The 25,261-nt window shown below is 66.7% G+C and carries 20 protein-coding genes; 11 read left to right on the forward strand and 9 right to left on the reverse strand.

The annotated features are described in order from the left end of the window. Positions 1 to 22: 22 nt before the first annotated feature. From QNJ67_00080 to QNJ67_00110, 7 genes are all read left to right on the forward strand, one after another. Positions 23 to 538, forward strand: coding sequence for an Hcp family type VI secretion system effector (locus QNJ67_00080; GenBank protein ID MDJ0607344.1), 516 nt, complete (start codon positions 23 to 25; stop codon positions 536 to 538). Between the two features lie 123 nt (positions 539 to 661). Beyond that, complete coding sequence (gene tssI / locus QNJ67_00085) at positions 662 to 3,892, forward strand: type VI secretion system tip protein TssI/VgrG (GenBank protein ID MDJ0607345.1); 3,231 nt, start codon at positions 662 to 664, stop codon at positions 3,890 to 3,892. A 39-nt stretch (positions 3,893 to 3,931) separates the two neighbouring features. After that, entirely contained in the window at positions 3,932 to 5,419 is a 1,488-nt protein-coding gene (locus QNJ67_00090; protein MDJ0607346.1) for a DUF2169 domain-containing protein, read from the forward strand. Positions 5,420 to 5,468: 49 nt separating this feature from the next. Next, positions 5,469 to 5,828 carry a DUF4280 domain-containing protein gene (locus tag QNJ67_00095; GenBank protein MDJ0607347.1) on the forward strand — a complete coding sequence of 120 codons (360 nt, stop codon included), beginning with the start codon at positions 5,469 to 5,471 and terminating at the stop codon, positions 5,826 to 5,828. A gap of 25 nt (positions 5,829 to 5,853) precedes the next feature. Beyond that, on the forward strand, positions 5,854 to 6,711 hold the full coding sequence (locus tag QNJ67_00100; GenBank protein ID MDJ0607348.1) for a transglutaminase family protein: 858 nt from the start codon (positions 5,854 to 5,856) through the stop codon (positions 6,709 to 6,711). A gap of 41 nt (positions 6,712 to 6,752) precedes the next feature. After that, positions 6,753 to 7,538: a hypothetical protein gene (locus QNJ67_00105; GenBank protein MDJ0607349.1), complete on the forward strand. Its 786-nt coding sequence runs from the start codon at positions 6,753 to 6,755 to the stop codon at positions 7,536 to 7,538. 109 nt (positions 7,539 to 7,647) lie between these two features. Continuing rightward, the gene (locus QNJ67_00110; protein ID MDJ0607350.1) at positions 7,648 to 8,403 is read left to right on the forward strand and encodes a hypothetical protein; all 756 of its coding nucleotides are present in this window, start codon (positions 7,648 to 7,650) and stop codon (positions 8,401 to 8,403) included. A gap of 202 nt (positions 8,404 to 8,605) precedes the next feature. Here QNJ67_00110 and tagF read toward each other — a convergent pair whose 3' ends face one another. The 7 genes from tagF to QNJ67_00145 form a co-directional block, all read right to left on the reverse strand. Continuing rightward, a complete protein-coding gene (gene tagF, locus QNJ67_00115; GenBank protein MDJ0607351.1) occupies positions 8,606 to 9,310 on the reverse strand; it encodes a type VI secretion system-associated protein TagF in 705 nt (234 codons plus the stop codon). Further along, the gene (tssM, locus tag QNJ67_00120; GenBank protein MDJ0607352.1) at positions 9,292 to 12,828 is read right to left on the reverse strand and encodes a type VI secretion system membrane subunit TssM; all 3,537 of its coding nucleotides are present in this window, start codon (positions 12,826 to 12,828) and stop codon (positions 9,292 to 9,294) included. Before tssM ends, tagF begins: the two co-directional genes overlap by 19 nt. A 56-nt stretch (positions 12,829 to 12,884) precedes the next feature. Beyond that, positions 12,885 to 14,267, reverse strand: a complete 1,383-nt coding sequence (gene icmH / locus QNJ67_00125) for a type IVB secretion system protein IcmH/DotU (GenBank protein MDJ0607353.1) — start codon at positions 14,265 to 14,267, stop codon at positions 12,885 to 12,887. Positions 14,268 to 14,272: 5 nt separating this feature from the next. After that, positions 14,273 to 15,607: a type VI secretion system baseplate subunit TssK gene (gene tssK, locus QNJ67_00130; protein MDJ0607354.1), complete on the reverse strand. Its 1,335-nt coding sequence runs from the start codon at positions 15,605 to 15,607 to the stop codon at positions 14,273 to 14,275. 80 nt (positions 15,608 to 15,687) lie between these two features. Beyond that, positions 15,688 to 16,209, reverse strand: coding sequence for a type VI secretion system lipoprotein TssJ (gene tssJ, locus QNJ67_00135; GenBank protein ID MDJ0607355.1), 522 nt, complete (start codon positions 16,207 to 16,209; stop codon positions 15,688 to 15,690). A 44-nt stretch (positions 16,210 to 16,253) separates the two neighbouring features. Then, positions 16,254 to 17,702 (reverse strand): type VI secretion system-associated FHA domain protein TagH, encoded by a 1,449-nt coding sequence (gene tagH / locus QNJ67_00140; GenBank protein MDJ0607356.1) that lies wholly within the window; start codon positions 17,700 to 17,702, stop codon positions 16,254 to 16,256. 232 nt (positions 17,703 to 17,934) lie between these two features. Continuing rightward, complete coding sequence (locus QNJ67_00145; protein ID MDJ0607357.1) at positions 17,935 to 19,050, reverse strand: P1 family peptidase; 1,116 nt, start codon at positions 19,048 to 19,050, stop codon at positions 17,935 to 17,937. Positions 19,051 to 19,196: 146 nt separating this feature from the next. Between QNJ67_00145 and QNJ67_00150 the strand changes: the two genes are divergently transcribed. The 4 genes from QNJ67_00150 to speB all read left to right on the forward strand — a co-directional run bounded on the left by QNJ67_00150 (position 19,197) and on the right by speB (position 23,633). Next, positions 19,197 to 20,603 carry an aminotransferase gene (locus tag QNJ67_00150; protein ID MDJ0607358.1) on the forward strand — a complete coding sequence of 469 codons (1,407 nt, stop codon included), beginning with the start codon at positions 19,197 to 19,199 and terminating at the stop codon, positions 20,601 to 20,603. A gap of 69 nt (positions 20,604 to 20,672) precedes the next feature. Next, positions 20,673 to 21,158 carry a c-type cytochrome gene (locus tag QNJ67_00155; protein MDJ0607359.1) on the forward strand — a complete coding sequence of 162 codons (486 nt, stop codon included), beginning with the start codon at positions 20,673 to 20,675 and terminating at the stop codon, positions 21,156 to 21,158. A 119-nt stretch (positions 21,159 to 21,277) separates the two neighbouring features. Beyond that, positions 21,278 to 22,582: a multicopper oxidase family protein gene (locus tag QNJ67_00160; GenBank protein ID MDJ0607360.1), complete on the forward strand. Its 1,305-nt coding sequence runs from the start codon at positions 21,278 to 21,280 to the stop codon at positions 22,580 to 22,582. 100 nt (positions 22,583 to 22,682) lie between these two features. Further along, positions 22,683 to 23,633: an agmatinase gene (gene speB, locus QNJ67_00165; protein ID MDJ0607361.1), complete on the forward strand. Its 951-nt coding sequence runs from the start codon at positions 22,683 to 22,685 to the stop codon at positions 23,631 to 23,633. Positions 23,634 to 24,049: 416 nt separating this feature from the next. On the opposite strand, the gene QNJ67_00170 is transcribed toward speB, so the two are convergent. Further along, positions 24,050 to 24,331, reverse strand: a complete 282-nt coding sequence (locus QNJ67_00170) for a hypothetical protein (GenBank protein ID MDJ0607362.1) — start codon at positions 24,329 to 24,331, stop codon at positions 24,050 to 24,052. A 192-nt stretch (positions 24,332 to 24,523) separates the two neighbouring features. Continuing rightward, positions 24,524 to 25,150 (reverse strand): ribose ABC transporter permease, encoded by a 627-nt coding sequence (locus QNJ67_00175; GenBank protein MDJ0607363.1) that lies wholly within the window; start codon positions 25,148 to 25,150, stop codon positions 24,524 to 24,526. Positions 25,151 to 25,261 lie beyond the last annotated feature (111 nt).

The raw sequence follows: 25,261 nt of genomic DNA on the forward strand, positions 1-25,261 counted from the left end.
CGCGAAGAACAGGAGATGAGAAATGCCAACACCCGCATACATGACCGCCGAGGGTACCACCCAAGGAAACATGACCGAGGGCGCCTTCACCGAGGCTAGCGTCGGCAACATCTGGCAGGAGGGCCACGAGGACGAGGTCCTGATCAACGGCTTCAAGCACAACGTGATCATCCCCCGCGATCCGCAGAGCGGACAGCCCTCGGGCCAGCGCGTGCACCAGCCGCTGACCGTCAGCAAGATCTTCGACAAGTCCTCGCCCTTGTTCGCGAACGCGCTCTGCTCGGGCGAGAAGCTGCCCAAGGTAGAGATCAAGTGGTATCGCACCTCGGCCGCAGGCACGCAGGAGCACTACTACACCATCACGCTGGACGACGCGATCGTGGTCGACATCCAAGACTCGATGCCGCACTGCCAGGACCCGTCCAACGCAAGCTTCACGCACCTGCAGGACATCTCGTTCAGCTACCGTCGGATCACCTGGACGCACGAAGCGTCCGGGACGTCGGCGAGCGACGATTGGCGCGCGCCGAAAGTCTGACACCGGTTATACTTATACTAACAATCTATTCTTCTGCGGGTGGGCCCGGCGCCGGGGACGAGGAGGGTTCCCGCGCCGGGCGCCACGCCGCTCATTGATTACAGAAGCTTGGGGGACAGGCTGATGTCGAGCGAGCACCACGTGAACATCTTTTTCGAGTCCAAGGCGCTGGACCACGACACCTTCGCGGTCGTCCGCTTCGAGGGCGAGGAAGAGATTTCCCGGCCCTACCGTTTCGTCGTCGATCTGGTCTCGGACCGCCCTGACGTCGATCTCGACGCCGCCCTGGGACGGCCCGCCACCCTGTCCTTCCAACGCGGCGACGACGGTGAACTCCGCAAGATTCACGGGGTCCTCTCCGAGATCGAGCTCGGCCGCGAAGGCCAGCACGGTCATTACGCCTATCGTGCCGTCCTGGTGCCCAGGCTCTGGATGATGTCGCTGACCCGGCAGAACCAGATCTACCAGAACAGGACCATTCCGGAGATCGTCGAGGAGGAGCTGAAGGGCTCCAAGGGCAAGGGCCCGGCCGGCAACTCGACCTTCGACTTCGCCGCCGACGACTTCGAGTTCCGCCTGCTCGGCAGCTATCCCCAGAAGGAATACCTCGTGCAGTACGCCGAGTCCGATCTTGATTTCATTTCCAGGCTGCTCGAGCACGTCGGCATCTACTATTTCTTCGAGCAGGGCGAGGACCGCGAGCGGATCGTCTTCTGCGATTCCAACGTCCACCTGCCGTCCGTGCCTGAGGAGAGCAGCTTTCCCTACGTGCTGCCCTCGGGCACCAGCTCGAGCCTGGCGGAGTCGGTCCAGTTCCTCGCCAGTCGGCGCCGCCAGATCACCGACAAGGTGCTCTTGAAGGACTACAACTACCGCACACCCATGACTCCGCTACAGGCGGAGAAGCCCGTGGAAGGCGCAGGCTACGGTATGGTTTGCCACTACGGGGACCACTTCAAGACGCCGGAAGAGGGCCAGGCGCTGGCCCAGGTGCGCGCCGAGGAGGTGCTCTGCGGCAAGGCTCTCTACCGTGGCGAGGGCGACTGCCACGGCTTCACCGCCGGCCACCTTTTCCAACTGACGGAGCATTTCAGCGATGCCCTGAACCAGGAGTACCTGCTAACCGCCGTGCGCCACGTCGGCAGCCAGGCCTCGTCGGAGGCGACGGGCTTCGGCGAGGGCGAAGGCGGCGAGGCGACCTCATACCGCAACGAGTTCCGCGCGGTTCCGAAAACCGTCGCCTACCGCCCGGTGCGGCGCACGGCGAAACCCAAGCTCACCGGGGTGATGAACGCGGTGATCGACGCGAGCGGCCCCGGTACCCGCGCCGAGATCGACGGCGAGGGGCGCTATAAGCTGGTCATGCCATTCGACGTCAGCGGCACGGCCGAGGGCAAGGCGACCCGCTGGGTGCGCATGGCGCAGCCCTATGGCGGCGGTCAGCACGGCATGCACTTCCCCTTGCTCAAGGGCACGGAGGTCCTCTGGACCTGCATCGGCGGCGACCCCGACCGACCGGTCATTAGCGGCGTGGTGCCCAACCCCCTCAACAAGAGCGTGGTCAACTCGGAGAGCCACACGAAAAACCGGATCCAGACACCTAGCGGCATCCTGATCGAGATGGAAGACGGACCCGGCGGGCCTGGACAGGCGCTCTCTGGGAACCAGCAGCAAGGACAAGGGCTAGCGCCGGCGGTGCGCCTCGCGCGGACGGAACCGACTGCCACGGCCGCCGAGCGGCCCGCGCCCACGACCGCGCTTACAAGCCAGCAACAGGGACAGGAGAGTCTGGGCTTCGTAAGCGAGAGCGAGGCGGATCCGATCATAGGTGCCGGACTCGGGCGCTACCTGCGCATGCACGTGCCGCAGGCGTATCTGGACCCGACCAAGAACAATCCGCCGCAAACCATTGTCACCCAGGATCCCAAGTTCAGATACGAGGGCGAGGATCCTGCGACGGATGATCCCAATGACACCGGCCCCGCAAGGCCCGGCGACCAGCCGCTCCCGAATGACAAGATCGAGGCCTATCTACGTATGGGTGCCAACCTGCCGCGCAGCGATGGGTCCAAGGTCAAGGAGGGCGAGGACTCTGCCTGGCTGCCGCTTCACAAGGAGCCGGGGGATGAGCTCTACGGCGTGCCTGGGCTCGAGCGAAGCGAGACCGACGCGGTCTCGGGTGGTCAGATCAAGGTTTCCACGCAAGAACGGCAGGAAGGTCACTTCACCGGCTTTATCGACAACGTCAGCGAGGGCAATGACGAGAACGAGGGTAATCCCTCCCGCACCAACGAGGCCTCCAAAGCCAAGTTCCGCAACGGCGTGGTCTGGCGCGACCACGTCGCCGGCAATCGCCTCAGTACGACCCAGGGTGACAAGGTGGAAATCGTCAGCGGCAACTACCGGCAGATCCTGTGCAACAGCGCCGTTAGTGTCGATGCGGTCAACGGCACCCTGCGTGACGGCAGCAACGTTCCCGGCAACGTCAGCTTCAAGTGGACCGAGACGGGACCGCTCGACAAGGAGGGCGCCGAGGGATACCGCGACGCGGATACCTGGGGAACGACGGAGATCACGCGCAACGGCTGGACCAAGACCGACTACCAGGGCTACGAGGAGGAAATCTTCAAGGGCCACGCAGAGGAGAGCTTCGAAGGTACCCAGAACTCCTGCTTCGACGGAACCAGCAACGAGAGCTTTTGCGGCAGCCGGCACTCTAAGTCCTGCTGGCTGGAGACCGATCTGTTCTTCGGCGTCAAGCTGGCCGCCGAGTACGGCGCGACCGGCCAGTACCGGGGCGGCTTGGATGTGGACTATCACGACAGCCTGACACTCGAGGCGGACAACGACTGGAAGTACACCTGGGGTTCGGAAGGCTACTTCAAGTTCTCCGGCGGGCGTTCCTACGAGGTGATCGAGGAGCAGGACCTGATCGCCAAGAGCAGTATCATGCTGCAGGTGAACGGCAGTGCTCACAGCGCCTTGGGACAATGGTGGCGCGGCGTGATCGGCGGCGCCGGCCTGGTCAGGCTGCTTCCCCTGTTCGGTCTGCTCGCCGGCGGCTCCTCATCCCTGAATGTGTCTTCTGATTCCAAGGCCGGGAGTATCCTCGACGGTGTCAAGAATTGGCTCGAGAGGAAAGTCGACACCGATACCGCCGAGGGGAAGCCAACGATCGAGATCAAGGAAGACTTCATCGTGCTCTCGATCGGGACATCGGAGATTCGCTTGACCGAAAACGAGATCACGATCAAGTCGACCCGGATCCGGCTCAATCCCCCTGCGGTGACGGCGGCACCGACGGTGCCCGCGCCGCCCGCTGGGCCGCTGCCTCCCGCGCCGCCGGTACCCTGAGGCGGGAACGAAGCGGGCGATTAGACAGGTATTCGGCACATGGAAACGCGCAACGAGACGCCCTTCGAGGTCGGTTCCATCTTCACGCGGAACACAGCCGACGACGATCAGTTGACCGTGATCGTCAAGGGGCTGTTCGATCAGGTCCCGGGCGGTCCCGCGCGGGTCGCGGGCGAGCAGGAGCCTCTCTCTGCCGACCGCTTCGCCTCGGACCAGCCCGGCTCGGCGCCGCTCTACGAGGACGATTTCGCGCCCTTCAAGCCCTGCGCCGACATCCTCGTCCTGGCACGGCCGGGGCTCGAGGGCTGGCAAGTGGAAAGGATGCAGGTCGGCGCTCAACGGGCGAGCCTCGACGACTTTGGCCCTCAGCCCCGGCGAGCGGGCCGCCGCCTCTCGCTCGCCGGGCCCGAAGGTGACGACTGGTTCCGCACCCACTGGCCGCGGTTCCGGGCGGACGTCGACTGGCACTACTTCAACGCCGCCGCCGAGGAGATGCAGTCACCGGCCTACCTGCGGGGTGACGAGGAGTTCGCTCTCGATTTCGTCGGCAAGGAACGGGCGCGGTTCGCCGGACAGCTTCCACGATTCCGCGTGCGCTGCTTCTTGCGACGTAGCGATGGCGAAATCGAAGAGGTGATGATGAACCTCGACACGCTCTGGATCGAACCGGCGGCGGCACGTCTGACCCTGATCTGGCGCGGGCGGACCTCCGTCGATGCCGAGGGTATGGAGACCGAGGGCGCGATCCTGCTGGTCGGCGAACCCCTGGACCGGACCCGGCCGGCGGCAGACTACGAGGCGCTGCTCTTGTCGGGGGCCGAGACCGAAGCGGCCGAAGGCGCCGACCCGTCGGCGCAGATGGAAGCGGCAATGGCCGAATTCGGGTTCGACTCCACAAGCATGCCGCAGGAGCTGCAAGATTTCTTCGGCGACCCCGGTGGCGGGACGGAAGGTCTGGCGGGGCTGGCCGGCGATGGCTTTTCCGGCCCGCAGGCGGAGGGCGCGGCGGGCGTCACCTCGGCCCTGGCTTCCGCCGGTGTCTCGATCGACAGCGCGCCGGCGGGTCTGTCAAATCCCGTAGCGGCTGTAGCGTCGCCCAACCTTGCCGAACAGGTTGGGGTCGGTGGTCCCGGCGGTCTGGCTGCTCAAATGGAACAGGAGACGGCGGCTCTCCCCCCCGAGATTCAGAGTTTCCTCGGCAATTCGGAATCCGGCTACGCCGATCTCCTTGGTTTCCTGAAGAACGACGATTCCAATCTCGTCGCGAAGCTGGTGGCGGGGGCCGAGGAAGCGCCCCAGCCGTTTGATCAGCTCGCGGAAACCGCTCGATCGGTTCCCGACTGGCCGCCGCAGGATGCGGCCGAGATCGAATCGATAGACGTGCTGACGGCCGGCTTCGGGGCCGGTCGCCCGCCGGACGGTGATGGTGTGGGATTTCTTGTCGTCCTCAACGACTTCGCAAAGGAACCCTCGGACAGCGTCGAAGAGGTGGAACCGCAAGAAACCCTTGTAGGGCCGGCGGCTTAGCGGCCCTGGCGAAAGATAAGGAGAGAAAGCAATGCCTGGCATGGTTTGTATGGGTGCGGAAATGCGGTGCAGTTTCGGCGCGGCGCCCTGCCGCTTGGTTCTCCCGCCCGGCAGTTCGACGGTTTTCAGCGGCGTCACCATGGCCGCCACGGTCAAGAACATCGGCCCGGCCAACATCCCGACCTTCGGCACCTGTTCGAGCCCGACGCATCCCGCCGTAATGGGCGGTGCGCCCTCCGGTCCCTGCAAACCGGTCATCACGGGCTCGTGGCTGCCGCCGCCGGCTCCTGTGGCGACGGTCATGATCGGCGATGCGGTCGCCCTGCATGAAGGCAGTGTCTGCCTCTGTCAGTTCGGCGGTCAGATCTCCATAACAAACGGCAACTCGGTAGGCACCGAGGTCAACTAGCCGACACCGCGAGAGGCTTCGGAACGTGACCGTCTACCGGATCGTCCACACGACGCGATACGACTTCGAAGCGCCGACGGAATCGTGCAGCCTCGAGGCCCGCATGCGCGTGCGCGATCTTGCCTACCAGACCTGCCGCTTCCACCAACTGGTGGTCAGGCCGTTGAGCGGCCCGCAAAGCTGCACGCGCGACGCCTCGGGCAATTGGGTCACGGTTTTCGATGTGCCGACCGCGCACAGCCACCTCGAGGTCAGCGCGATCAATGTGGTGGCGTGCTCGCGCGCCAAGCCGCCTGCCCTCGACGCCGGACCGTCGTGGGAAGAGGTGCGTAAGGCCTCGAGCGATGGGAGCCTCCGGCACTGCGTCGACGCGACGGCCCTGACCGAGTGTTCGCCGGAGCTGGAGGCCTATGTACGATCCTCTTTTCCGGCCGGGCGTTCGATCCTCCTCGGCGCCTCCGATCTGACGGAACGGATCCATCGCGACTTCGCCTACGCCCCGGGTGCCACCACCGTCGAGACAACGGCGTCGGAGGCGGCGCGCCTTGGACGGGGCGTCTGCCAGGACTTCGCCCACGTGGCGGCGGCCTGTTTGCGCTCGCTTGGCCTGCCCGTGCGCTATGTCAGCGGATACCTGGACACCTCTTCAGCGCGGGTCGGCGATGCGCCGGTCGTTGGGGAATTGTCCCACGCCTGGTTCGCCGTCCACGTGCCGGGTCTGGGCTGGGTCGACTTCGATCCGACTGTCGGCAGCTTGGTCGGCGCGGGCCACGTGACCTTAGGATGGGGACGGGACTACCGGGATGTGGTGCCACTGCGCGGGACCTGCAGCGGGCGCCATCGCTTGCGGGTCTCGGTGAATATGGTTCAGGATGCGGCGTGACTGCTTGAGTCCCTGTCCGCCGGAGAAAAAGCGAGGATTTCATGGCGGGTAAGAAGATTTGGCTGACCTGGCTGCCGGAAGGCGAGGGGACGCCGCAGCCGCAGGAGACCGTGGCGGCGCTCGGCCGCTACGGCCTCGAGATCTCGGGGGCGCCCTGGGTCGACGACCTGGAGAAGGTCGCCTGGGCCGAGCTCGGCGGAATCCTGCTCGACCCCGCCAAGGCGGAAATCTGGCTGATCGCCGGCCGGCTCGAGGACTTCGCCGAGCCGCGCCTGCGCTACGGTCTGTCGCTGGTCGCCGCCATGGCCCGGGAAGGGCGGGGCGACGGCTTCCGAATCGTCTGCCTCGGCCTGGACGGCCTGCCGGAGAACCTGCCTAGCCTGCTGGGCGGCGGCCTGCCGCTCGACGGCAGCGACGGCGGCTGGGGCGCCAAGCTGGTCGCCGCCGCCTACGGCGCCGCGGAAAAGCCGGCGGAGGATTTCCGTTTCAATGTGATCGCCCACTCGCTGATCGGTCAGTGGTTCGAGATCGGCCCCGACGGCGAGGATTGGCAGGGCGCTATGCTGGGGGTCAGCGGGGACGCCAAGATCACGCACCACGCGGTCGGCCCGCGCGGCCAGCTGCCGGAGAAGACCGTGCTGGAGTATCAGGCCCAGGGCATCGAGGCGACGCTGGGCGACGACCGTTTCGTCGCCTGGTCGGTGCAGAACAAGCTCGGTCCGGGAGATTCCTACTACGTCAAGGTGGAGGGCCAGCCCGAGAAGCTGATACTGGGCAGCCATCCCGGCAGCGACGAGGCCGAGGTCAGGGTCCTGTCTCTCTCGTAGCTTTTTGCGGCGGATCCTCAAAGCGGTCTCAGAAAAAACTTTGCAAAGCGCCTCGTTTGTCGAGACTATCTGGGACTAGGCATCCTGAAGGGGGGAGCGGACAGGAGCCATGACCACCGTCAAAGAAATCGAGATGGGGAACATGGGACGACTGCGCGAAGCCTCCCAGAAGATTTCCCAGCATCTCCAGAAGCGGCTGTCCGGCTATCTCTCGACGCTCAGCCCGCTGTTCGCGCCGCGCAAGGTCCTCGGCGAGTTCATGAAGAGCGCCTTTACCGACAAGGTTCCGGGCGCCGACAACCGCTTCGTCGAGCTCGAGGAGTCCTTCAAGACGATCTGCCGCGACGGTTTCGATCTCAGCGCCAAGCTGACGACGCCGGTGCCCAACATCAAGAACCAGCTGGAGATCGAGAACTGGCAGTACCGTTATCAGGTCGGCGGCGAGGGCGGGCGAACCGCCACCATCACCTCGCCGGTGCGCTGGGTGCTCAGCTACGGCGGCGGCTACACGCTGTCCGACCTGATGGAGCAGCGGGCCCAGGGCCAGGAACCGAGCGGCGACGAGGTCAAGTCGCTGGTCCTGCGCAGCCTGACCATGGCCAAGCTGGTCGAGATCTCGCCCGCCGTGTCGGAGTTGATGCGCGACCTCAGGTTTCCGGTCGCGGTCGAGGCCTCGGTCGACGCCGGCAACGTGCCCGGCGTTGTCATCGCCGCCCAGCTGCCAACCTTTCGGCCCCAGGACGAGCTGATCGAGACCGTCATCCAGCTTTCCGGCATGCCGGTCTTCGAGGAGCTGGTCGACCTCGAGGGTATCGCCGGCCTCAACGACCCCTTCAAGGACGAGGTTCTGGCTCTGGTCGGGTAGCCCGCGGCCTTTTGCAGGTCGCTCACCGAGGGCCGACCGGTCGCACTTCCGCCGACCCCCTTTCGTCATGGCCGGACTTGATCCGGCCATCCAGGGCAGCTGCAAGACGGACGCCAGCAACTCTGGATGCCCGGATCAAGTCCGGGCATGACAAGGAGGGCAAGCGGATACGCGAAGCGGTGCCGGGAGAACGCGATTCAAATCAGGCTGCGCGCAGAAAGCCTGCGAAGCTCTCCTCGGGCGGCAGACCGGGATAGCTGCGCAGGCCGGGCGGCACCCGGTCGGAGCCGAGGGTCCACCAGAGGCTATAGGGTTCCCGGCGCGCCCTGACGAAGCTGTCGAGCAGGTCGGGATAGGCGGCGGCGGGAAAGGCGGCGGTATCGGGCTGCGCCTTGGCCCAGGACAATTCGTCCTCGCCCACGATAGGCACGCCCGCCGCTTCCGGCAGCTCGAGATCGTCGAGGCCGACCCCGTCGAGCTCGATCAGCGCCTGGTCGAAGCCCTCGGGATCGAAGGACTCCTCGAGGCAGGTGAGCGCCAGCTCCTCGGCCGCGCCGAACCAGGCCTCGCCCTGCACCGCCAGCGCGAAGGGGTTGGGCCGGCCGTCCAACAGGACGGCCAGTGTCATGGGATAGTAGCGCCCGACGGAGTCGACGCTGGGCATGACGAGGCCGGCGGCGGCCCGCTCGCCGCAGAGACCCGGCCCCAGGGCGAAGCGCCAGATCGGCCCGGTCAGGTAGGCGTCCAGCCAGCTCTCGCCCAAGGCCACGCGGCTCGCCGCCACGGCGCGCTGCAGCCAGGAGTCCCAGGGATCGAGAAAGGCCCGCGGCACGCGCCGCGAGACGAAGTCGCCGCGCGCCGGGACCTTGCCGTAGTAACCTGGCGCTCTCAGAGGCTCCCCAGGCATTGGAAGCCCCCGATGACGCTACGGTCGAAAGCGTTGATCACGCTGCCGGCCTTGACTTCGAACACAGCTTCGAGGCCGTCGGCCTCGAAGCTTAACCGATAGAGCTCCGAGCGTCCGGTGCCGGACAGTCTGCCCGCGTCGAGCAGGCGGAACAGCGCCCAGTCGCCTTCCTTCTTAATTCGCGGCCGCGCGGTGCCGGAGACCGGCTTGAACTCGACGACAGCCTGCATGAGCCCGTCGGGCGGCGGCCATTCCATGGGCTTCCAGCGCGTGTCCACGTGGCGGTAGAGGAGCCGCTTCTCCTCGCCCAGCTTGAACAGCACGTGGCGCGCGGCCTTGGTGAGCTTGACCGCCCGCATCTCGAAGCGGATCTTCGGTACCGCATTGTTCCCCGGGAAGAAGGCCTCCCGGATCCGGTCCGCGCGCTCGAACTGCTGAAGGGTGCTGCCCGAGATGCCCAACGAGACGCCGCTCGCCGAGCGGGCCTGCCAGGGCGTGACCGTGGTGTCGACGTAGGGGCTGAGGTGCTTGGCGATGAAGTTGTCCATCATGCCCTGGGGTCCGAAGAAGCGGGCGAAGTCGCTCAGGTTGGCGTCATTCGTGCTGTTCTTGATCAGGGGATAGCGGTTGGAGAATGCCCGCCGGCAGTAGCGCGCCATCTCGCCGGACCACGCCGAGTTCAGGCGTTCGCGGACGTTCCTCGCGGTCAGGGCGGTGGTCTGCCGGGCCAGCGTCGCCAGCCACCGGCCGAGCGGCTCCGGCTGAACGCCGGACTCGATCCGCAGGTTGTCGACCGCCTCGTCATTGTCCCCGCCGGTCCGCCGCGCGGTCTTCATATAGGCGTAGAGGTCGAAGATCAGCGCCAGCACCCGGTCAATCGGCGGTTTGCCGGCATCGGTGCGGAACAGGTTGTGGATGTCCTCGAAGCGGATCTCGACCGCCTCCGCCGGGTTGTCGATCAAGCCGGCCGCCTGGGCCGCCGGCGCCACCTCGAGAAGCTTTTCGAACTGCGCCTTGATGTTGGCCAGCCGGCCCGTCAGCGCCTCGCCCTCCAAGGCGGGATCGAGCGACATCAGCTTGGTTTCCTTGGTCACCGCGGCCAGAAGCAGGCTGACCGGGGAGTCCGGATCCGAGAGGACCCGGGCGACCTCACTGCCCTCGCCGAAGCTCTTGAAGGCCACGATGTCGATGTCGGCCAGATAATCCTCCCACACCTGGGCGTACTCCTCGAAATAGAGCGCGCTGACCGCGGCGGTCAGCTGCTTCGGGTCGAGGTCGCCCAGGCGCTCGCTGTACTCCGGCCCGAGAACCCAGCTCTCGTCGACCGCGACCTTGACCAGCTCGGGACTCTTGGCGAGGAAGAAGTTGGTGAAGCCGGCGCGGGTGAAGAGACCCGGCACGCCCTCGGACATGGATTTCTCGCTCTTGCGCTGGAAGTACCTGTTGGCCGCATCCCCCAGCGCTTGGGTGGCGCGCCATTCCTCGAGCCTGCTCTGCTGGGCCTGCTGCTTAAGATCGGCGAATACCCTGGTCTCGACCGGCTCGTGGGACAGGACGGCGCGCGCTTGCTTGACCAGCCGCCCGTCCGGCTTGGGCGCGTCGATGTCGTATTCGAGAAGCGCGGTCAGGTGTCGTTCGAAGCTGTCCCGCGTCGCCTTGTTAGCCGCTCCCGGCAGTTGCCGGTTCCAGTCGAGGAGGATCCAGAACTTGAAGAACGCCGGGTCGAACACCGCGGGGTGGCTGACCATGAGGTACGCCTTGAGGGCCTGGTAGAGGACCTCCGGCTGATCGGCCGCCGCGTAGGCGCGGATCTGCTGCTCCAGTCCCTTCACGATGGGCGGCAGGAGCTGCGCGTTTAGGGCCCGCCGGTAGGCCGAGACGGCCGCGTCGCCCAGCTTGTCGCCCTGATAGAGGCCGAATCCCATGGCCAGGGAAACCGGCCGGTCCCGGTCATCGTAGCCGCCCGTGACGGCGCGCAGCTCGTCGAGTGGAAGCAGGACCTGCTGGATCGTCCCTTCGCCCTCGGCCATTTCCCGCGCGGTCGTCCGGTAGGCTTCGACCTCGGACTCCAGGTCGCCGATGTAGCTCCGGTTGGCGAGGAAGCTGGTCGTCCAGGACGCTGTGAGGGTCAAGAGCGCCAGGCCGGTGAGGGCATAGGCGCCCCGTTGGATCCAGCCCCGGTAGGTGTGCAGGAAGCCGGTATGGCCGACCAGGTCCGCCTCCTGGAACACCACGTCGCGCAGCAGCCGGGTCAGGAAGTAGCTGCGCCCCGGGCCGCTGAAGGCCGGCAGGGCCTGGCGGTCCAGGCCGAAGGTGCCGGAGATCGAGCTCAGGACGCGATCGATCGGATTGCCTTCCTGGGTGCCGCTCGAGAAATAGACACCCCGCAACAGGCAAGGCTCCTCGAAGCGCGTCGGTTGGAAGGCCTCGGCGAGGAAGTCGGCGAGCACGTCCTTGAGTCCGCCGAACTGCTGGGTGAAGCCGTAGATCGCGCCGCGGCGCCGGGGATCGCGCTCCTGGTCGAGGCGGAAGGTCATGCGGTTGTCCAGCCGCTGAACCAGGGCGTCGAACTCGGCGGCGAAAGCTGGCACCGCGCTCTCCGGCCGCTGCGACTGTTGCAGGGGAAAGGTCGCACCCCAGACCTGTCCGCGGCCTTCGCGGCCGAGATCTTCGAAGAACTCCACGAAGCCGGCGATCAGGTCACACTTGGTGAAGACCACGTAGACCGGAACCTTGACCTTAAGGTCGTTGGCCAGCTCCTGCAGGCGCTTGCGCACCGCCTGGGCGTGCAGGCCCCGATCGCTGCTGCTCTGCTGGGCGATGTCGAGCAGACTGAACGCGACGATAACGCCGTCGATCGGCCGCCGCCGCCGATGCCTGCGCAGGAGCTGGAGGAAACCCGACCATGCGGCGCTGTCGACCGCCTCGTCGCTGTCCTGGGTCGTGTAGCGTCCTGCGGTATCCAGCAGCACGGCCTCGTCGGTGAACCACCAGTCGCAATTGCGCGTGCCGCCGACGCCCTGGATCGCGTCCTTGCCGAAGCGGTCCATCAGGGGGAACTTCAGGCCGGAGTTCTTGAGCGCGGTGGTCTTGCCGGCGCCGGGCGGGCCGATGATCAGGTACCAGGGCAGCTGGTAGAGCCTGCGGCGGCCGCCGCGCCCGCCCAGCTTGGCCTTTCTCAGGATCGCGAGGGACTCCTTGAAGCGGTCGCGGAGCGCGGCGATCTCCTCGTCGGAGGCCTGGCTGCCGGCGTCGGGACCCTCGGGCGCCGACGCCAGGCCTTCCATCACCTGGGCGTCGGTCTTGCGCGCCTTGAACAGCGACCAGACCGTCTGCACCAGCCAAAAAACCACGATCAGAAAGATCACGACCAGCCGGGTTTCCGGGAACTGGAGGGGCGCCCAGCCGGCGAAGGCGATGAACTCGCCGAGATACCAGATGATCAGGCACAGCAGGGCGATCCCGATGGCCGAGATGACCCAGCGGTTCGCGAGCCAGCCGAAGAGCTTGCGGAACATCTATCGCCCTTTCCGCGCCGCCGCGGCGCCTCGCCCTGTTGCCGTATTGCCGCGCGTCATTGCACCGGCACCCTGATTTCGACGCGCCGGTTGATCCGCCGCCCCTCGACGGTCTCGTTGTTCGCGATCGGATCGTCGGCGCCGCGGCCTTCGATCTTGAGGTTCTTGGTGCCGAGCGACGCGGCCAGGAACGTCGCCACCGACTTGGCCCGGGCGACCGAGAGATGCCAGTTGGACTGGAACTTCAGGCCGCGGACCGGATCGCTGTCCGTATGTCCGGTCACCAGGACCGGCGTCGGCTCGTTCTTCAGCACCTCCGCAATACGGGTCAGGACCGGCTTGTAGTTGTCGGTCACCTGGGCGCTTCCCGAGCGGAACAGGTTCAGGTTGTGAACCAGGATCTTCGTCGCGTTCCCCAGATCGGAGACCTCCACCAGTCCCCGATCGATCTCCGGCTGCAACAGCGCTTGCAGGCGCTCGGCCGGACGTTCGGTCGGCGCCTGCTCGGCCACGGTGACGCGTTCGACGCGGACTGGCTCGCTGACCGGTTGCGGCAGCTGGACCAGGGGACCGCCTTCACGGCCCAGCTTGTTCATGCTGGCGAAAACGTCGTCGGACGAGCGGTTTATGGCGTAGCTGAAGCCGAGGAACATCAGCACCGCGATCCCGAGGGCCGTGACCGGCACGACCCACATGGGCACGATGCGGGCGACCGCCGGGCGGCGATCGGTCAGGCCCTGCCAGCGCGGTGACAGATCGCGTTCGATCTCGCCGCGCTGATTTCGAATCGCGCGGTAGAGGTTCTGGGTGATCGCCTCCAGTTCCTGCTGGCCGTCCTCGACGACCGCGTACTTGCCTTGGAACCCGAGGCAGAGGCAGAGGTGCAGGAACTCCAGCAGGTCTATGTTGGCGGCGGGGTTCTCCATCATGCGGTCGACGATCTGGAAGAACTTGGCGCCGCCGCGGGCCTCGTTATGGAGGGTGACCAGGACGCTCTCGTGGGACCAGCTGCTCTGGCTGCCCCAGGGCATGGAGAGCACCGACTCGTCGATCAGGGCGGCCAGGGCGTAGCGGGCGGCGTAGGCCGCCTCGGCGTTGGCGCCGAACTCCCGGGCCTGGGATTCAAAACTCTTCACCAGGCCGATCACGCTGTTGCGCAGGCCTTCCGGGTCGGGATGCTGGGGCGTCTCGCGCAGCCGCCGGACCAGCGCGAAGGCGGCGCCCGCCGCCTTGATCAGCGGGTTCTTCCCGCTGCCCACGATGTTCGGAACGGCGCCTGCGGGCGGTGGCGGCGGCGGCGCCGCACGGGGCGGCGGCGGGGCCGGCGCCGGGGACTCGCCGGTCGGTCGGCGCCGGCCGCCCGGCGCCGGAACGATGATCGTGCGTTCGAGATCTTCCGGCTCGCTGTTGAAATCTGCGAAGGGATCACGTTCCGGCATGGCTGTTACCGTCTGATGGCCCAAAGGGAGAGTTCAAGTCCGGGGAAACGGCCGGCGACGTGGAGCGCGAGGCCGCCGGAGCTTTCGAGGTCCTTCCAGAAGCCGCTTTTGCTGTCCATGGCGAAGTAGGTCAGGCCGGCATGGAACGGGATCTGTCTCGGCGCGACCGGCAGCGCCTCCAGGCCGATTCCCGGCAGCGCCTTGTTGACCAGATCCCGGATCTTCTCGACCGGCCCGATCTTGATCTGGGCCGGAAAGGTGCGGCGCAGGGATTCGGCCGGCACCTCGGCTCCAACGGCCAGCACGAAGAGTGCGTCGCCCAGCATGCTCTTGTCCGCGATGGTCGCGACCCTTATGCCGAACTTCCGCTCTTCCAGCGGAATCGCCACCGCGCGCCGCTCCAGAACCATGCTGAGGGACTGACGCAGCACTGCGAAGACCGTCTCGAAGCTCTCCTTGAGAGCTTCGTGGCGATAGGCCGGAAAGGCCGGTGGCCGCTTCGTCTCGGTCGTGAAGGTCGAGAGCTCGCCGGCCATCTCGATCAGGATCCGGAAGAGCGCCTCGGGATGGATATGCTGCTGCCGTGCCAGATGGGTCACCAGGGGCTGGTAGCGGTTGACCACCTGAAGGAACAGGAAATCGGCTGTCTCGGCGGTACCGCCCCGGCCCGGTTCGGCCATACGGCCGGCCAGGCTCTCGGCCCGCTGGTTGAGAAGGCCCTCGAGTTCGCGCAGAAAGCCGGAGAGCTTAGGCGCCGCCTGGCAGTCAATCGCCGAGGGAATGTAGTCGTCGTCGAAGAGGACCTTCTTGTCGGAGCCGACCTGAACGATCCGGGCCAGTCCGAGACAGTGATAGCCCTCGCGCTCCTCGCTCTCGAGCAGTAGCCGGAACGCCAGCCGCCCGACCTGGATCTGGGCCGGGTGATCGGCGATGCCGCTGGCGTCGTTCGCCTCGGACTCGCTCGACTGGTATCGGCGATGGCCGTTGGCGCTGCCGTTCAGCGCGATGTCCAGGCCCTGCGCGTCGCGCACCGGCAGGGCCAGGTAGATGATGGCGTTCTCCACGTCCTCGGACAGGTCGCGGCTAATCGGCGCATCGGCCTCTCCGGGCAGATCGAAATGCGTGCCGTCCGGCATGATGCCGCTGCACTGTGTGAGGGCGAACTTGCCAGTCTCCAGCAGATCCGCGTCGATCTTGAGCGCCTCGACACCCCAGGCGTGGGGTTGCATGGCCGACGAGCACTTGCCGATCAGGTTCTCGAAATAGCGGTCCTGCTGCTGAAAATGCTGGGGACGCAGAAACATCCCCTCGGACCAGACGACCTTATTCACGAGTGTCATGTACTTCCCTGTCCAATATCACCCTCGAGACCGCGGTGCGCCCCGCACGGGCCGGGCCGGCCGGCGGGCGTCTGCCGCAATCAGTCGACCTCGACGATCTCCACCGTGAGCCGCTGGAAAGCGACGGTAATGTCGGTCGAGCTTCCTTCCTCGACCTCGACCACGGCCCGCCACGAGGCGTTGTCCAGGTCACGGTATCCGGCCATGAACCCGACGTAGCGCACTTCCGGCTGGAGCTCGCGCTCGATTTCCAGCTTCTCGCCCGGCAGGAGCTCGAACTCCTCCTTACCCTTCATGTCATCCCCCAGCTCCGCGACATCGCTGTCGTAGAGGGAAAAGAAGGTCGCGTTGTTGAAGGAAGTGGGCGACTTCAGCTCGTAGAGCCGGACCACCAGCGGAGAGGCCTCGCCGTCAGCGTCGGGATTGACGTCGTCCGAGGCCTCCATGTTCGCCTCGATCTCGGTCGGCCCCTCTTCGAACATCTTGTCCAGGACCGCCGAGGTGACGCCCGATGCGGCGTCCGAGATGCAGCCCGCCAGAAACAGCAGGGCCAACAAGCTCGCCGCAAGCTTTGCTCCTCGCGGGATCGTCGCGTTGATCATGGCTCACCCCATCTCCCCGTTAGCGTCCGCCCCGGCGGCGCGGCTCAGGCCCGCCGGCGCTTCTGTCTTCGTACCTGCTCCTCGTATGCCTTGCCGAACTCGCGCCCGAAGACGCTGTGGAAGTCCTCTTCGGCTTCCGCGGCCATCTTCTCGTAAAGCTTGGTGAAGGCGTCCCAATAGCGGGCCTTCTTGCCGCCGAGCATGGCGGATGCGCTCTTCTCGCGCGCCATGCGGTCTTCGAGAGCTGCTGGATCGAAGCGGGCGAGCAGGCCGTTGAGCGCCTGTTGCATGCCCGCCAGCATGGCGATCTGGTGTGCCTTGAGGTCGTCGACCGCTTCCTGCACGGCGGTGACCGGCGGCAGGTAGCCCTTGCCCGACTTGGTCAGCAGCGTGCTCATGGCTTCGTCGACGTTGAGCGAGAACTTCAGGGGATTGTTCTCGACCGGCTGAATCACCGTCTGCGTAAGGCGGAACTCGTTCTTGATGCTGCTGCGCGCGGACAGGATCTCCATCATCCCCTGGATCATCTCGCGATAGACGCGGCCGAGGATCTCGGCGGTTTCCCGTTGCCGCGCCGGGTCGATCCGCAGGTCGGTGAGGCCGGCGGCTCTCAGGAAGTGTTCAAGGAACACGTCCTCCGGGGCCGCGCTCTCCTCGGTCTTCGGCGCCGGCTGGGGCGCCGGCGCCGCTTGGGCCGCGGGCGGCGCCACTTGGGCCGCGGGCGGCACGGCTTCGGCCGTGGGCGGCGCGGCGGCCGGCGGCGGGGGCGGTTCCTCGATCGGCTCTGCGCGTTCGTCGGGGCTGTCCAGCCAGTCCTCCGGAATGGCACCCGGGATCTCGAACACATCCTGGTCGCTCGGGATGTGCTCGATCGCCGACGCGGTCTCGCTGCCGAGCGGATTGGCCGGCGGCTCGAGCGGGTCCAGCTCGAAGCTCTCGTCGGGGATCGGTAGCGGGGCGGCCTCGGTGAAACTGGTCGTGCGGCTCGTGACCTCGCCCCCGGGTCCCAGCAACTCGTCGAGTTCGCTTCCCTCGGCAGCGTGGCCGCTGCGGCCCGGGCCGAGCAAATCGTCCAAGAAGGCGTCGTCCGGCAGGGCCGCCGTCTCTTGCCGGGTCGTCGGGGCGAAGGCGCCGACCGGCGCCAGTGCCGGCTCGGGCCGCGCTGCGGCGGCGGCCGCGAGCGTCGCCATGAACTCGAAATGGCTGATCCTGATCCGGTCGCCGTCCTGCAGTGCCACGCTATTGCCGCGCCCGACCGGCTCGGTGGCCGCGTTGACGAACACGCCGTTTGAGCTGGTGTCGGTCAGCACGTAGCCTTCGTCGACCGAGGCGATGGCGCAGTGTTGCTTGGAGATCACCCGCTCCGGATCGGGCAAGACCCAATCGTTCTCGCGGCCGCGCCCAATCGTCAGGGTGCCGGACCCCAGAGTCCTCTGGTTATCGCCGGCTCCAAGGAGACGGTGATCATCCAGTATCTGCAGCGTCAGCGTCACCCAGCCACCTCGTCGCGCCTCTTCGTCTCGCAGCAGCCGGTCGTCCATCATCGACCCGCACCAACCCGGAGGCTATGCCCTTGATGAGGTTAGCATAGCCATTTCGCCCGCGCCAATCCGGCACGGGCTGGCGATTGCAAGTGCAAATCGTGCAGACTTAGGATCTTGCAATCGAGTGTTTATGCCCGGTCTCATGAAGCCGGGCCGATCTCGCGTCTTGAGCCTGCCTCCTTCAGTGTCCCGCCCGGCTCTGCAGGCCCAGGACCTGCGCCAGGCGCTCTCTCGGCAGCGCGACGGACGTCCTGCCGTCCCGGCCCACCATTGTCTCGTTGGCGATCATTGAATCAATGATGGCTTCGTCGACCGCCTGCACAACGGCCTGGAACAGGGGATCGAGAGCGTCGTTCGTCAGGAAGACCGCCTGCCGGTCGCCCGCACCGCTCGACCAGATTCCGCCGTTGGCTGTCGAGAAGGCTAGAAAGATATCGCCCGATCCGTTGTGAGAAATACCACCTGATCGTGCCATGCCGAGCGAAATTCGACGCGCCAGACGTTTCAGCTGATGGGGCAGGAGCGGAGCGTCGGTTGCCGCCAGCGCGATGATCGATCCGGCCGGCTTGCTGCGAAGCTCGTCGCCGGTCAAGTGGCGGCCGACGTTCACGCCGGCGATCACCAGTTCGTGGCGCAGCCCGAAGTTGGCCTGCACGAAGACCCCGAGCGTGTAGTCCCGGTCCCCAAGGGAGACCCGGCGCGACGCGCTGCCCGAGCCGCCCTTGAAGTCGTAGCAGATCATGCCCGTACCGCCGCCCACGCTGCCGAGTTCGATGGCGCCGCCGCGGGCGTTGTCGAGCGCTGCGAAGACGTGGTGGTCACGCAGGTGGAAACCGTTGATGTCGTTGAGATCACCGTCATAGGTCTCGCCCGCCGTCGGCAGGCCCCAGGCGTCCGCCGGCAGACCGTGACGTTCGACCAGCCAGCGGATCGTCGCGTCGCGGGCGAGGCCGCAGGAATGCGTGTTTGTCAGGGTGACCGGCCCTTCCAGCTGGCCCGACTCCTCGATCCAGTGGCTGCCGGTCAGCTCGCCGTTTCCGTTCAGCGCGTGGATGCCGGCGAACACCGGCCGGTCGGCGCCGGCCCTGCCGCGCGGCAGGATCGCCGTCACCCCGGTGCGGACCGGCCCCTGGCCGACCACGAGGGGGCCGTCCCCCTCGATGATCGTCGTATAGCCGACCTCGACGCCGGGCACGTCGGTGACGGCGTTGACCGGGCCGGGATCGCCGTCGAACGGCAGTCCCAGCGCTCGGCCGCGGGGCTTGCCGCCAGGGGTGGCGTGATGGGGATGGGACACGAGCGGGCGAGACCTCCTGGCGCGAGGAACGGCGGTCCGGCGACGATCATAGCACTGTGGGCGGCGGCTTGAAGTGTCGGCGCCGGGACGTGCATAGTCGTTCCTCGCAAGCATGCCCTACACTTGGAAATGGCGGAAGGACGGCGATGAACGAGATCACCAAGAAGCCGCCGCGAAACAGCACGGCGATCCTGCAGGCCAAGGACAACTACTTCCTGCATCCCTGGGAACTGCTCGCCGAAGCCGGCCACAACCGGCGCACCATGATCGACCGCGGCGAGGGCATCTACGTCTTCGACAGCGACGGCAACCGGCTGATCGACGGTCCCGGCGGCATGTGGTGCGTCAACGTCGGCCACGGCCGCGAAGAGATGGTCGAAGCGATTGCGGACCAGGCGCGCCGGCTGACCTACGCTTCACCCTGGGGCCTGGGGACCGAGCCGGCGGCGCTGCTCGCCGAGAAGCTCGCCGCGCTGGCGCCCGGCGATCTCGACCACGTCTTCTTCACCACCGGCGGCTCGACGGCCGTCGACTCAGCCCTGCGCTTCGTCATGTTCTTCAACAACCACAAGGGCCGGCCAGAGAAGAAGCACGTCATCTCGCGGAACAAGGCCTATCACGGCAGCACCTACCTGAGCGCCTCCTGCTCGGGCAAGGAGCGGGACAAGTCCTACTTCGACTTCGAGACGGACTTGATCCACCACCTCTCCGACGTCAATCCCTACCGGCGGCCCGAAGGCATGTCGGTCGAGGCTTTCTGCGACGCCAGGGTCCGCGAACTGGAGGACAAGATCCTCGAGATCGGGCCCGACAAGGTGGCGGCCTTCATCGCCGAGCCGGTGCTCGCCTCGGGCGGGGTCATCGTGCCGCCCGAGGGCTACCACAAGAAGTGCGAGGCCGTCTGCCGCAGGTACGACGTGCTGACGATCTCGGACGAAGTCGTCACCGCCTTCGGCCGCCTCGGCCACTTCTTCGCCTCGGAAGCCGTTTTCGGCCTCGAACCTGACATCATCACCTGCGCGAAGGGCCTGACTTCAGGCTACCAGCCCCTGGGCGCCGTGCTGATCTCGGACCGCGTCTTCTCCCAGATCAGCGGCGAGGCGGCCAAGGGGGCGATGTTCTCCAACGGCTATACCTACTCGGGCCACCCCGTGGCCTGCGCGGCGGCGCTGAAAAACATCGAGATCATGGAGGACGAGGGGCTGCTCGACCACGCCCGGGCAGTCGGCGCCCACCTGCAGTCCCGGCTGCAGGAACTGCGCAACATCCCGATCGTCGGCGACGTGCGCGGGATCGGCCTGATGGGCTGCGTGGAGTGCGTGATCAGCCGGGAGAGCAAGGACGCCCTGCTGCTCGACTACGACATCGGCGCGCGGATCGACGCGCACTGCCAGCGCCTCGGCCTGCTGGTCCGCCCGCTGATCAACATGTGCGTCATGTCGCCGCCCCTGGTGATCACCGAGGCCCAGGTCGACGAGATGGTCGGCCTGCTTCGCAAGGGGATCGAGTTGGCCATGGCGGACGTAGAACGGCAGGGCTTGTGGAAGCCCTAGCGCGTCTCGGCTTGACCTTGCAGTCGCTGGAAGGGCTAGCCTGCCGGCACGCCTTGGAAAACTCGGTGAATGCGGGGTAGGACCCTGAAGTTTCGTCTTTCGACAGTCTCCTGGGCCGCCGTCTCCCTGGTGGTGCTCGGTATGGCCTTCGTCGCCGCTCGCCAAGTGGCCAGCCGCAACCCGGTTCTCCTGGCCGGCGACCCGAAAGTGGTCGCGGCCGGCGAGGCAATCTACGCGCGGGAATGCGCCGCCTGTCACGGTGCGCGCCTGGAAGGGGAGCCGAACTGGCGCCAGCGCAAGGCGAACGGTCGCCTGCCGGCGCCGCCGCACGACGAAAGCGGGCATACCTGGCATCATTCCGACGTCGTGCTTTTCGAGCTGACCAAGCACGGCCTGTCCGTCGCCGCCGGGCCGGATTATCAGAGCGACATGCCGGCCTATGCCGACGTCTTGAGCGATGACGAGATCATCGCCGTGCTGTCCTACATCAAGAGCCGTTGGCCGGCGGAGATCCAGGCGCGGCACGACCGTCTCAACGCAGGCTACAGCCGGTGACACGCGATCGGCCCGCAGCGTCGCGCCGGGCTTTTCTCGGTGGCGCGGCCGCGTTCGCCGGCCTGTACGGCCTTGCGTTCCGGCACGCCACCGCAGCTTCGGCGGAACCGATCCGGCTCGTGGCCGGGCCCGCCACGGCGCCGCTGATGGGACCGGACAAGGCGCCCGCGCGCGTCTGGGGCTACAACGGAGAGGTGCCCGGCCCGGTGCTGCGCGTGCCCCAGGGAACCACGCTCGCGCTCCGCTTCGAGAACGCCTTGCCGCAGGCCTCGACGGTCCACTGGCATGGAATCCGCATCGACAACGCCATGGACGGCGTCGCCGGACTAACCCAGGAGGCGGTGCCGCCCGGCGGCGCCTTCGACTACCGCTTCCTGGTCCCGGACGCTGGAACCTTCTGGTACCACCCGCACAGCCGTTCGTGGGAACAGCTGGCGCGCGGTCTCTACGGTCTCCTGATCGTCGACGAAGCTGAGCCGCCCGCCTTCGACCGCGAGCTCGTCTTTCTCGCCGACGACTGGCGCCTGACCGCGGAAGGTGCAATCGACGAAGCCTCGTTCGGCCATATGAGGGACTGGTCCCACGCCGGACGCCTGGGCAACTGGCTGACGATCAACGGCCGTTCGCAGCCGGACCTCGCGGTCAAGGCGGGCGAGCGCGTGCGCATACGCCTGGCCAACACGGCAACCGCCCGGGTCATGACCTTCCGCGTCGAAGGGCACGCGCCTCAGGTCATCGCGCTCGACGGACAGCCCGTGCAGCCGCACCGGCCGGCGCAGGACCTGATAGTTCTGGCGCCCGGGGCGCGCTGCGACCTCGCGGTCGACATGGCCCTGGATCCCGGCAGCGAAGCGCCTATCTTCGAGGTCTCTCACCGCGACCCGCTCCTGGCGGCCCGCCTGGTCTACGATCCAACGGCGGTCGTGCGGTCCAACGCCTCTGATGCACCGCTCGGGCTTCCCGACAATCCGCTTGCCAAGAACATCGCGCTTGCCGGGGCGCTCCGAGCGCCGCTGGTCATGACCGGCGGCGCCATGGGCAGGATGGAGAGCGCGGTCTATCAGGGCGAGACCCTCGGCATCCGCGAGCTCGTCGCCAAGGGGCAAGCGTGGGCCTTCAACGGCGTGGCGGGCCGGACCGAAACGCCGCTGTTCGAGGCCGAGCGGGGCCGAACCGTCGTGGTCGAGATGGCGAACGAGACCCGCTGGCCCCACGCGATCCATCTCCACGGCCATCACGTCCGGGAGATCAGCCGGAACGGCCGGAAGCCCGAGGTCTCGGCCTGGCGCGATGTTGTCCTGCTCGATCCCGAAGAACGGGTAGAGGCGGCCTTCGTCGCTGACAATCCGGGCAAGTGGATGATCCACTGCCACATGCTCGAGCATCAGGCCGCCGGTATGGCCAGCTGGTTCAAGGTGCTCTGAGACCGCCTGCCTCCGGTGCATCTTGCCCGGCCCAGGGAATTCGGCTTTGCTTCCGTCGGCCGCGCGTTTCCCCAGGCCGGCCGATCGCTGGAGAACCGCCATGGAAGAATGGACACCGGACCGCGCTTTCGCGGGCAACGACCGCAACAGCATGGGCCAGGAGCACACCTACTCGGGCGCGCTCAGCTTTATGCGCCGCCGCTACACGCAGGAGCTGGACGGCGTCGATGTGGCGGTCAGCGGGATTCCCTTCGATCTGGCCACCACCAACCGGCCCGGCGCTCGCTTCGGGCCGGCGGGCATTCGGGCCGCCTCGGCGCACCTCTCCTGGGGCAAGCCCTGGCCCTGGGGTCTCGATCCCTTCGAGACCCTCAATGTGATCGACTACGGCGACTGCGACTTCGACTTCGGGATGCCGGAAACCATCACCGAGGCGATCCGGGCTCACGCGGCCGGCGTGATCGGCAAGGGGGTGACGCTGCTCAGCCTGGGCGGCGACCACTACGCCAGCTACCCCCTGCTGAAGGCGCATCACGAGCGCCACGGTCCCCTGTCGCTGGTGCACTTCGATGCGCACTCGGATACCTGGCGCGAGGACGGCAAGCGGGTTCATCACGGCACCATGTTCTACCACGCCGCCCAGGAGGGCCTGATCGACCCGGCGCGTTCCGTCCAGGTCGGCCTGCGCACCTACAACGAAGAGACCCATGGCTTCACGATCCTCGACGCCGAGTGGATTCACGAGAACGGGGTCGAGGCCGCCATCGCCGAGATCAAACGGGTGGTCGGCGACCACAAGGCCTATCTCACCTTCGACATCGACTGCCTCGACCCGAGCTTCGCCCCGGGCACGGGAACGCCGGTCTGCGGCGGCTTGTCGACCCGTCAGGCCCAAGCGATCCTGCGCGGCCTCGTGCCAATCGACTTCGTCGGGATGGATCTGGTCGAAGTGGCTCCGGTCTACGACCACGCGCAGATCACGGCGCTGGCGGCCGCGCATCTGGCCTGCGAATTTCTTTGCCTCCTGGCGCGGCGGCGCACGGCCGGGTAGGCGCTAGGGCGTGTTGACACTCACGGCGCGCTCCTGGCGGGAGCGCATTTGCGCCGGGGCCAGGAGCGGGAGGCGCCGTGGGGTTGGGCCCCACAAGGCCTTCCGCGACGCCGCCCCGGCGCAAATGCGCCCCCTCCCGAAGGGATCCGACGAAATCGGCCCGCTGCCGCGTTGCTTGTCGTCGAATATGCTCCGCATGTCCTTCCTCCTCGCGCCTAACAGCAGGCCGATTTCACTCGGACCAGGAACTCGACGTGAGTGTCAACAGGCCCTAGAGCGGATCATGTTTAGATGGGACCACTTCGTGGTCTCAACTAAACATGTGAATCCGCTCTACATCGAAGGTTTAGAGCAGATTCACCGGGCTTGATGGATCGCCTCCGGCGATTCAGTCAAACCCGGAACTGCTCTAGCGCTCAGCGCAGCTTGTGATAGGTGTTGAGGAACGAGCTCTGTGAGAGCATTCGCGTGCCCTCGTCGTGCAAGCCGTTCTGATCGCGGACCCAGACGGTGAAGCGGATGTGTGGGATGCCGGAGCTGTCCATGACCACCTCGTTGACCTCGGCCGTCTCGGTCACGTTCGACGCGATCATCCGGGCAAAGGACATGCCGGCTTGGATCTCCACCGGCTCTTCCCGGACCCGGTCCGGCCGGAGAGACGACAGCCAGTGCGACACCGATGACCAGAGTTGCTTCACCTGTGCACTCCCATGGGGCCCATGGGCTGGGCGGTCCATTCCTGCCTTCTATCGCGCCTCATCTTTCCCGGACAAGCTGTTGAAGAGATGCCTATCAAACGAAAGAGTCAATTTTGTGGTGACCGCCGCTGCCGATCGCGCGGGCCTCTTCCGAGGCGGGGCCAGCGCCGGCCGATCAGGGATCGGAGAATTCTAACCGGCGTGTTTCAGGGCTTCGCCGATCGGTCGGCGGCGGTAGACCCAGACGGCGGCCGGCGGCATGTTGTCGAGCACCCATTCCGATCTCTGGCCGACCAGGTGCTGGGCGTTCGTCACCGCGCGCCCGATCGGAGCGAGGGGGCCGTAGGTGAATTGAATGAAGATCCCATCATCGTCGAGAACCGAGAAGGCCTGGGCGATGACCGACTCTTCGATCCGCTTGGGTATCGAGAGCAGCGGCAGGCCCGAAACCACGGCCTTGACCGGCGGCACGCGCTCGTTGCGCAGAAGTCGGCCGAGGCGGGTGGCGTTGCCTTGCAGCACGCGGAGTTGGGGGAAACGCCGGGCGATGACCTGGCACAGGTCAGGCTCCCGTTCGATGACGACGAGATCGCGCGCCGGAATGCCTCGGTCGAGCAGGGCGGAGGTAATGTTTCCCGTGCCGCCGCCCAGTTCGACGACGGGGCCCGGCGCCGCAAGATCGACCTCGGCCGCCATGGCTCCGGCCAGGCTCTTGCCGCTGGGCATGACCGCGCCGATGCTTCCGGGGCGCCGGATCGCCCGACGGATGAAGCTGAGATTGTCGCGGACCTGGCGTTTCGTTTCGTGGAGGGTCTGCATGGTGGAGGCCTCTCTTCCGTTCCTCGCCGCTCTCGGCAGGGCCGATCCTCACGAGGCGAGGTATGGGCAAAACGGCGGTCTCTGGGCTTATCAGACTATGTGAGCGAGGTC

This window comes from Kiloniellales bacterium (assembly GCA_030064845.1).
In the GTDB taxonomy this organism is placed as follows: Bacteria; Pseudomonadota; Alphaproteobacteria; order Kiloniellales; family JAKSDN01; genus JASJEC01.

Bases quoted from the DNA above. Each gene is read 5' to 3' on its own strand.
- QNJ67_00080 (MDJ0607344.1), top strand. From the start codon at position 23: ATGCCAACACCCGCATACATGACCGCCGAGGGTACCACCCAAGGAAAC.
- tssI (MDJ0607345.1), top strand. From the start codon at position 662: ATGTCGAGCGAGCACCACGTGAACATCTTTTTCGAGTCCAAGGCGCTG.
- QNJ67_00090 (MDJ0607346.1), top strand. From the start codon at position 3,932: ATGGAAACGCGCAACGAGACGCCCTTCGAGGTCGGTTCCATCTTCACG.
- QNJ67_00095 (MDJ0607347.1), top strand. From the start codon at position 5,469: ATGGGTGCGGAAATGCGGTGCAGTTTCGGCGCGGCGCCCTGCCGCTTG.
- QNJ67_00105 (MDJ0607349.1), top strand. From the start codon at position 6,753: ATGGCGGGTAAGAAGATTTGGCTGACCTGGCTGCCGGAAGGCGAGGGG.
- QNJ67_00110 (MDJ0607350.1), top strand. From the start codon at position 7,648: ATGACCACCGTCAAAGAAATCGAGATGGGGAACATGGGACGACTGCGC.
- tagF (MDJ0607351.1), bottom strand. From the start codon at position 9,310: ATGCCTGGGGAGCCTCTGAGAGCGCCAGGTTACTACGGCAAGGTCCCG.
- tssM (MDJ0607352.1), bottom strand. From the start codon at position 12,828: ATGTTCCGCAAGCTCTTCGGCTGGCTCGCGAACCGCTGGGTCATCTCG.
- icmH (MDJ0607353.1), bottom strand. From the start codon at position 14,267: ATGCCGGAACGTGATCCCTTCGCAGATTTCAACAGCGAGCCGGAAGAT.
- tssK (MDJ0607354.1), bottom strand. From the start codon at position 15,607: ATGACACTCGTGAATAAGGTCGTCTGGTCCGAGGGGATGTTTCTGCGT.
- tssJ (MDJ0607355.1), bottom strand. From the start codon at position 16,209: ATGATCAACGCGACGATCCCGCGAGGAGCAAAGCTTGCGGCGAGCTTG.
- QNJ67_00150 (MDJ0607358.1), top strand. From the start codon at position 19,197: ATGAACGAGATCACCAAGAAGCCGCCGCGAAACAGCACGGCGATCCTG.
- QNJ67_00155 (MDJ0607359.1), top strand. From the start codon at position 20,673: ATGCGGGGTAGGACCCTGAAGTTTCGTCTTTCGACAGTCTCCTGGGCC.
- speB (MDJ0607361.1), top strand. From the start codon at position 22,683: ATGGAAGAATGGACACCGGACCGCGCTTTCGCGGGCAACGACCGCAAC.
- QNJ67_00175 (MDJ0607363.1), bottom strand. From the start codon at position 25,150: ATGCAGACCCTCCACGAAACGAAACGCCAGGTCCGCGACAATCTCAGC.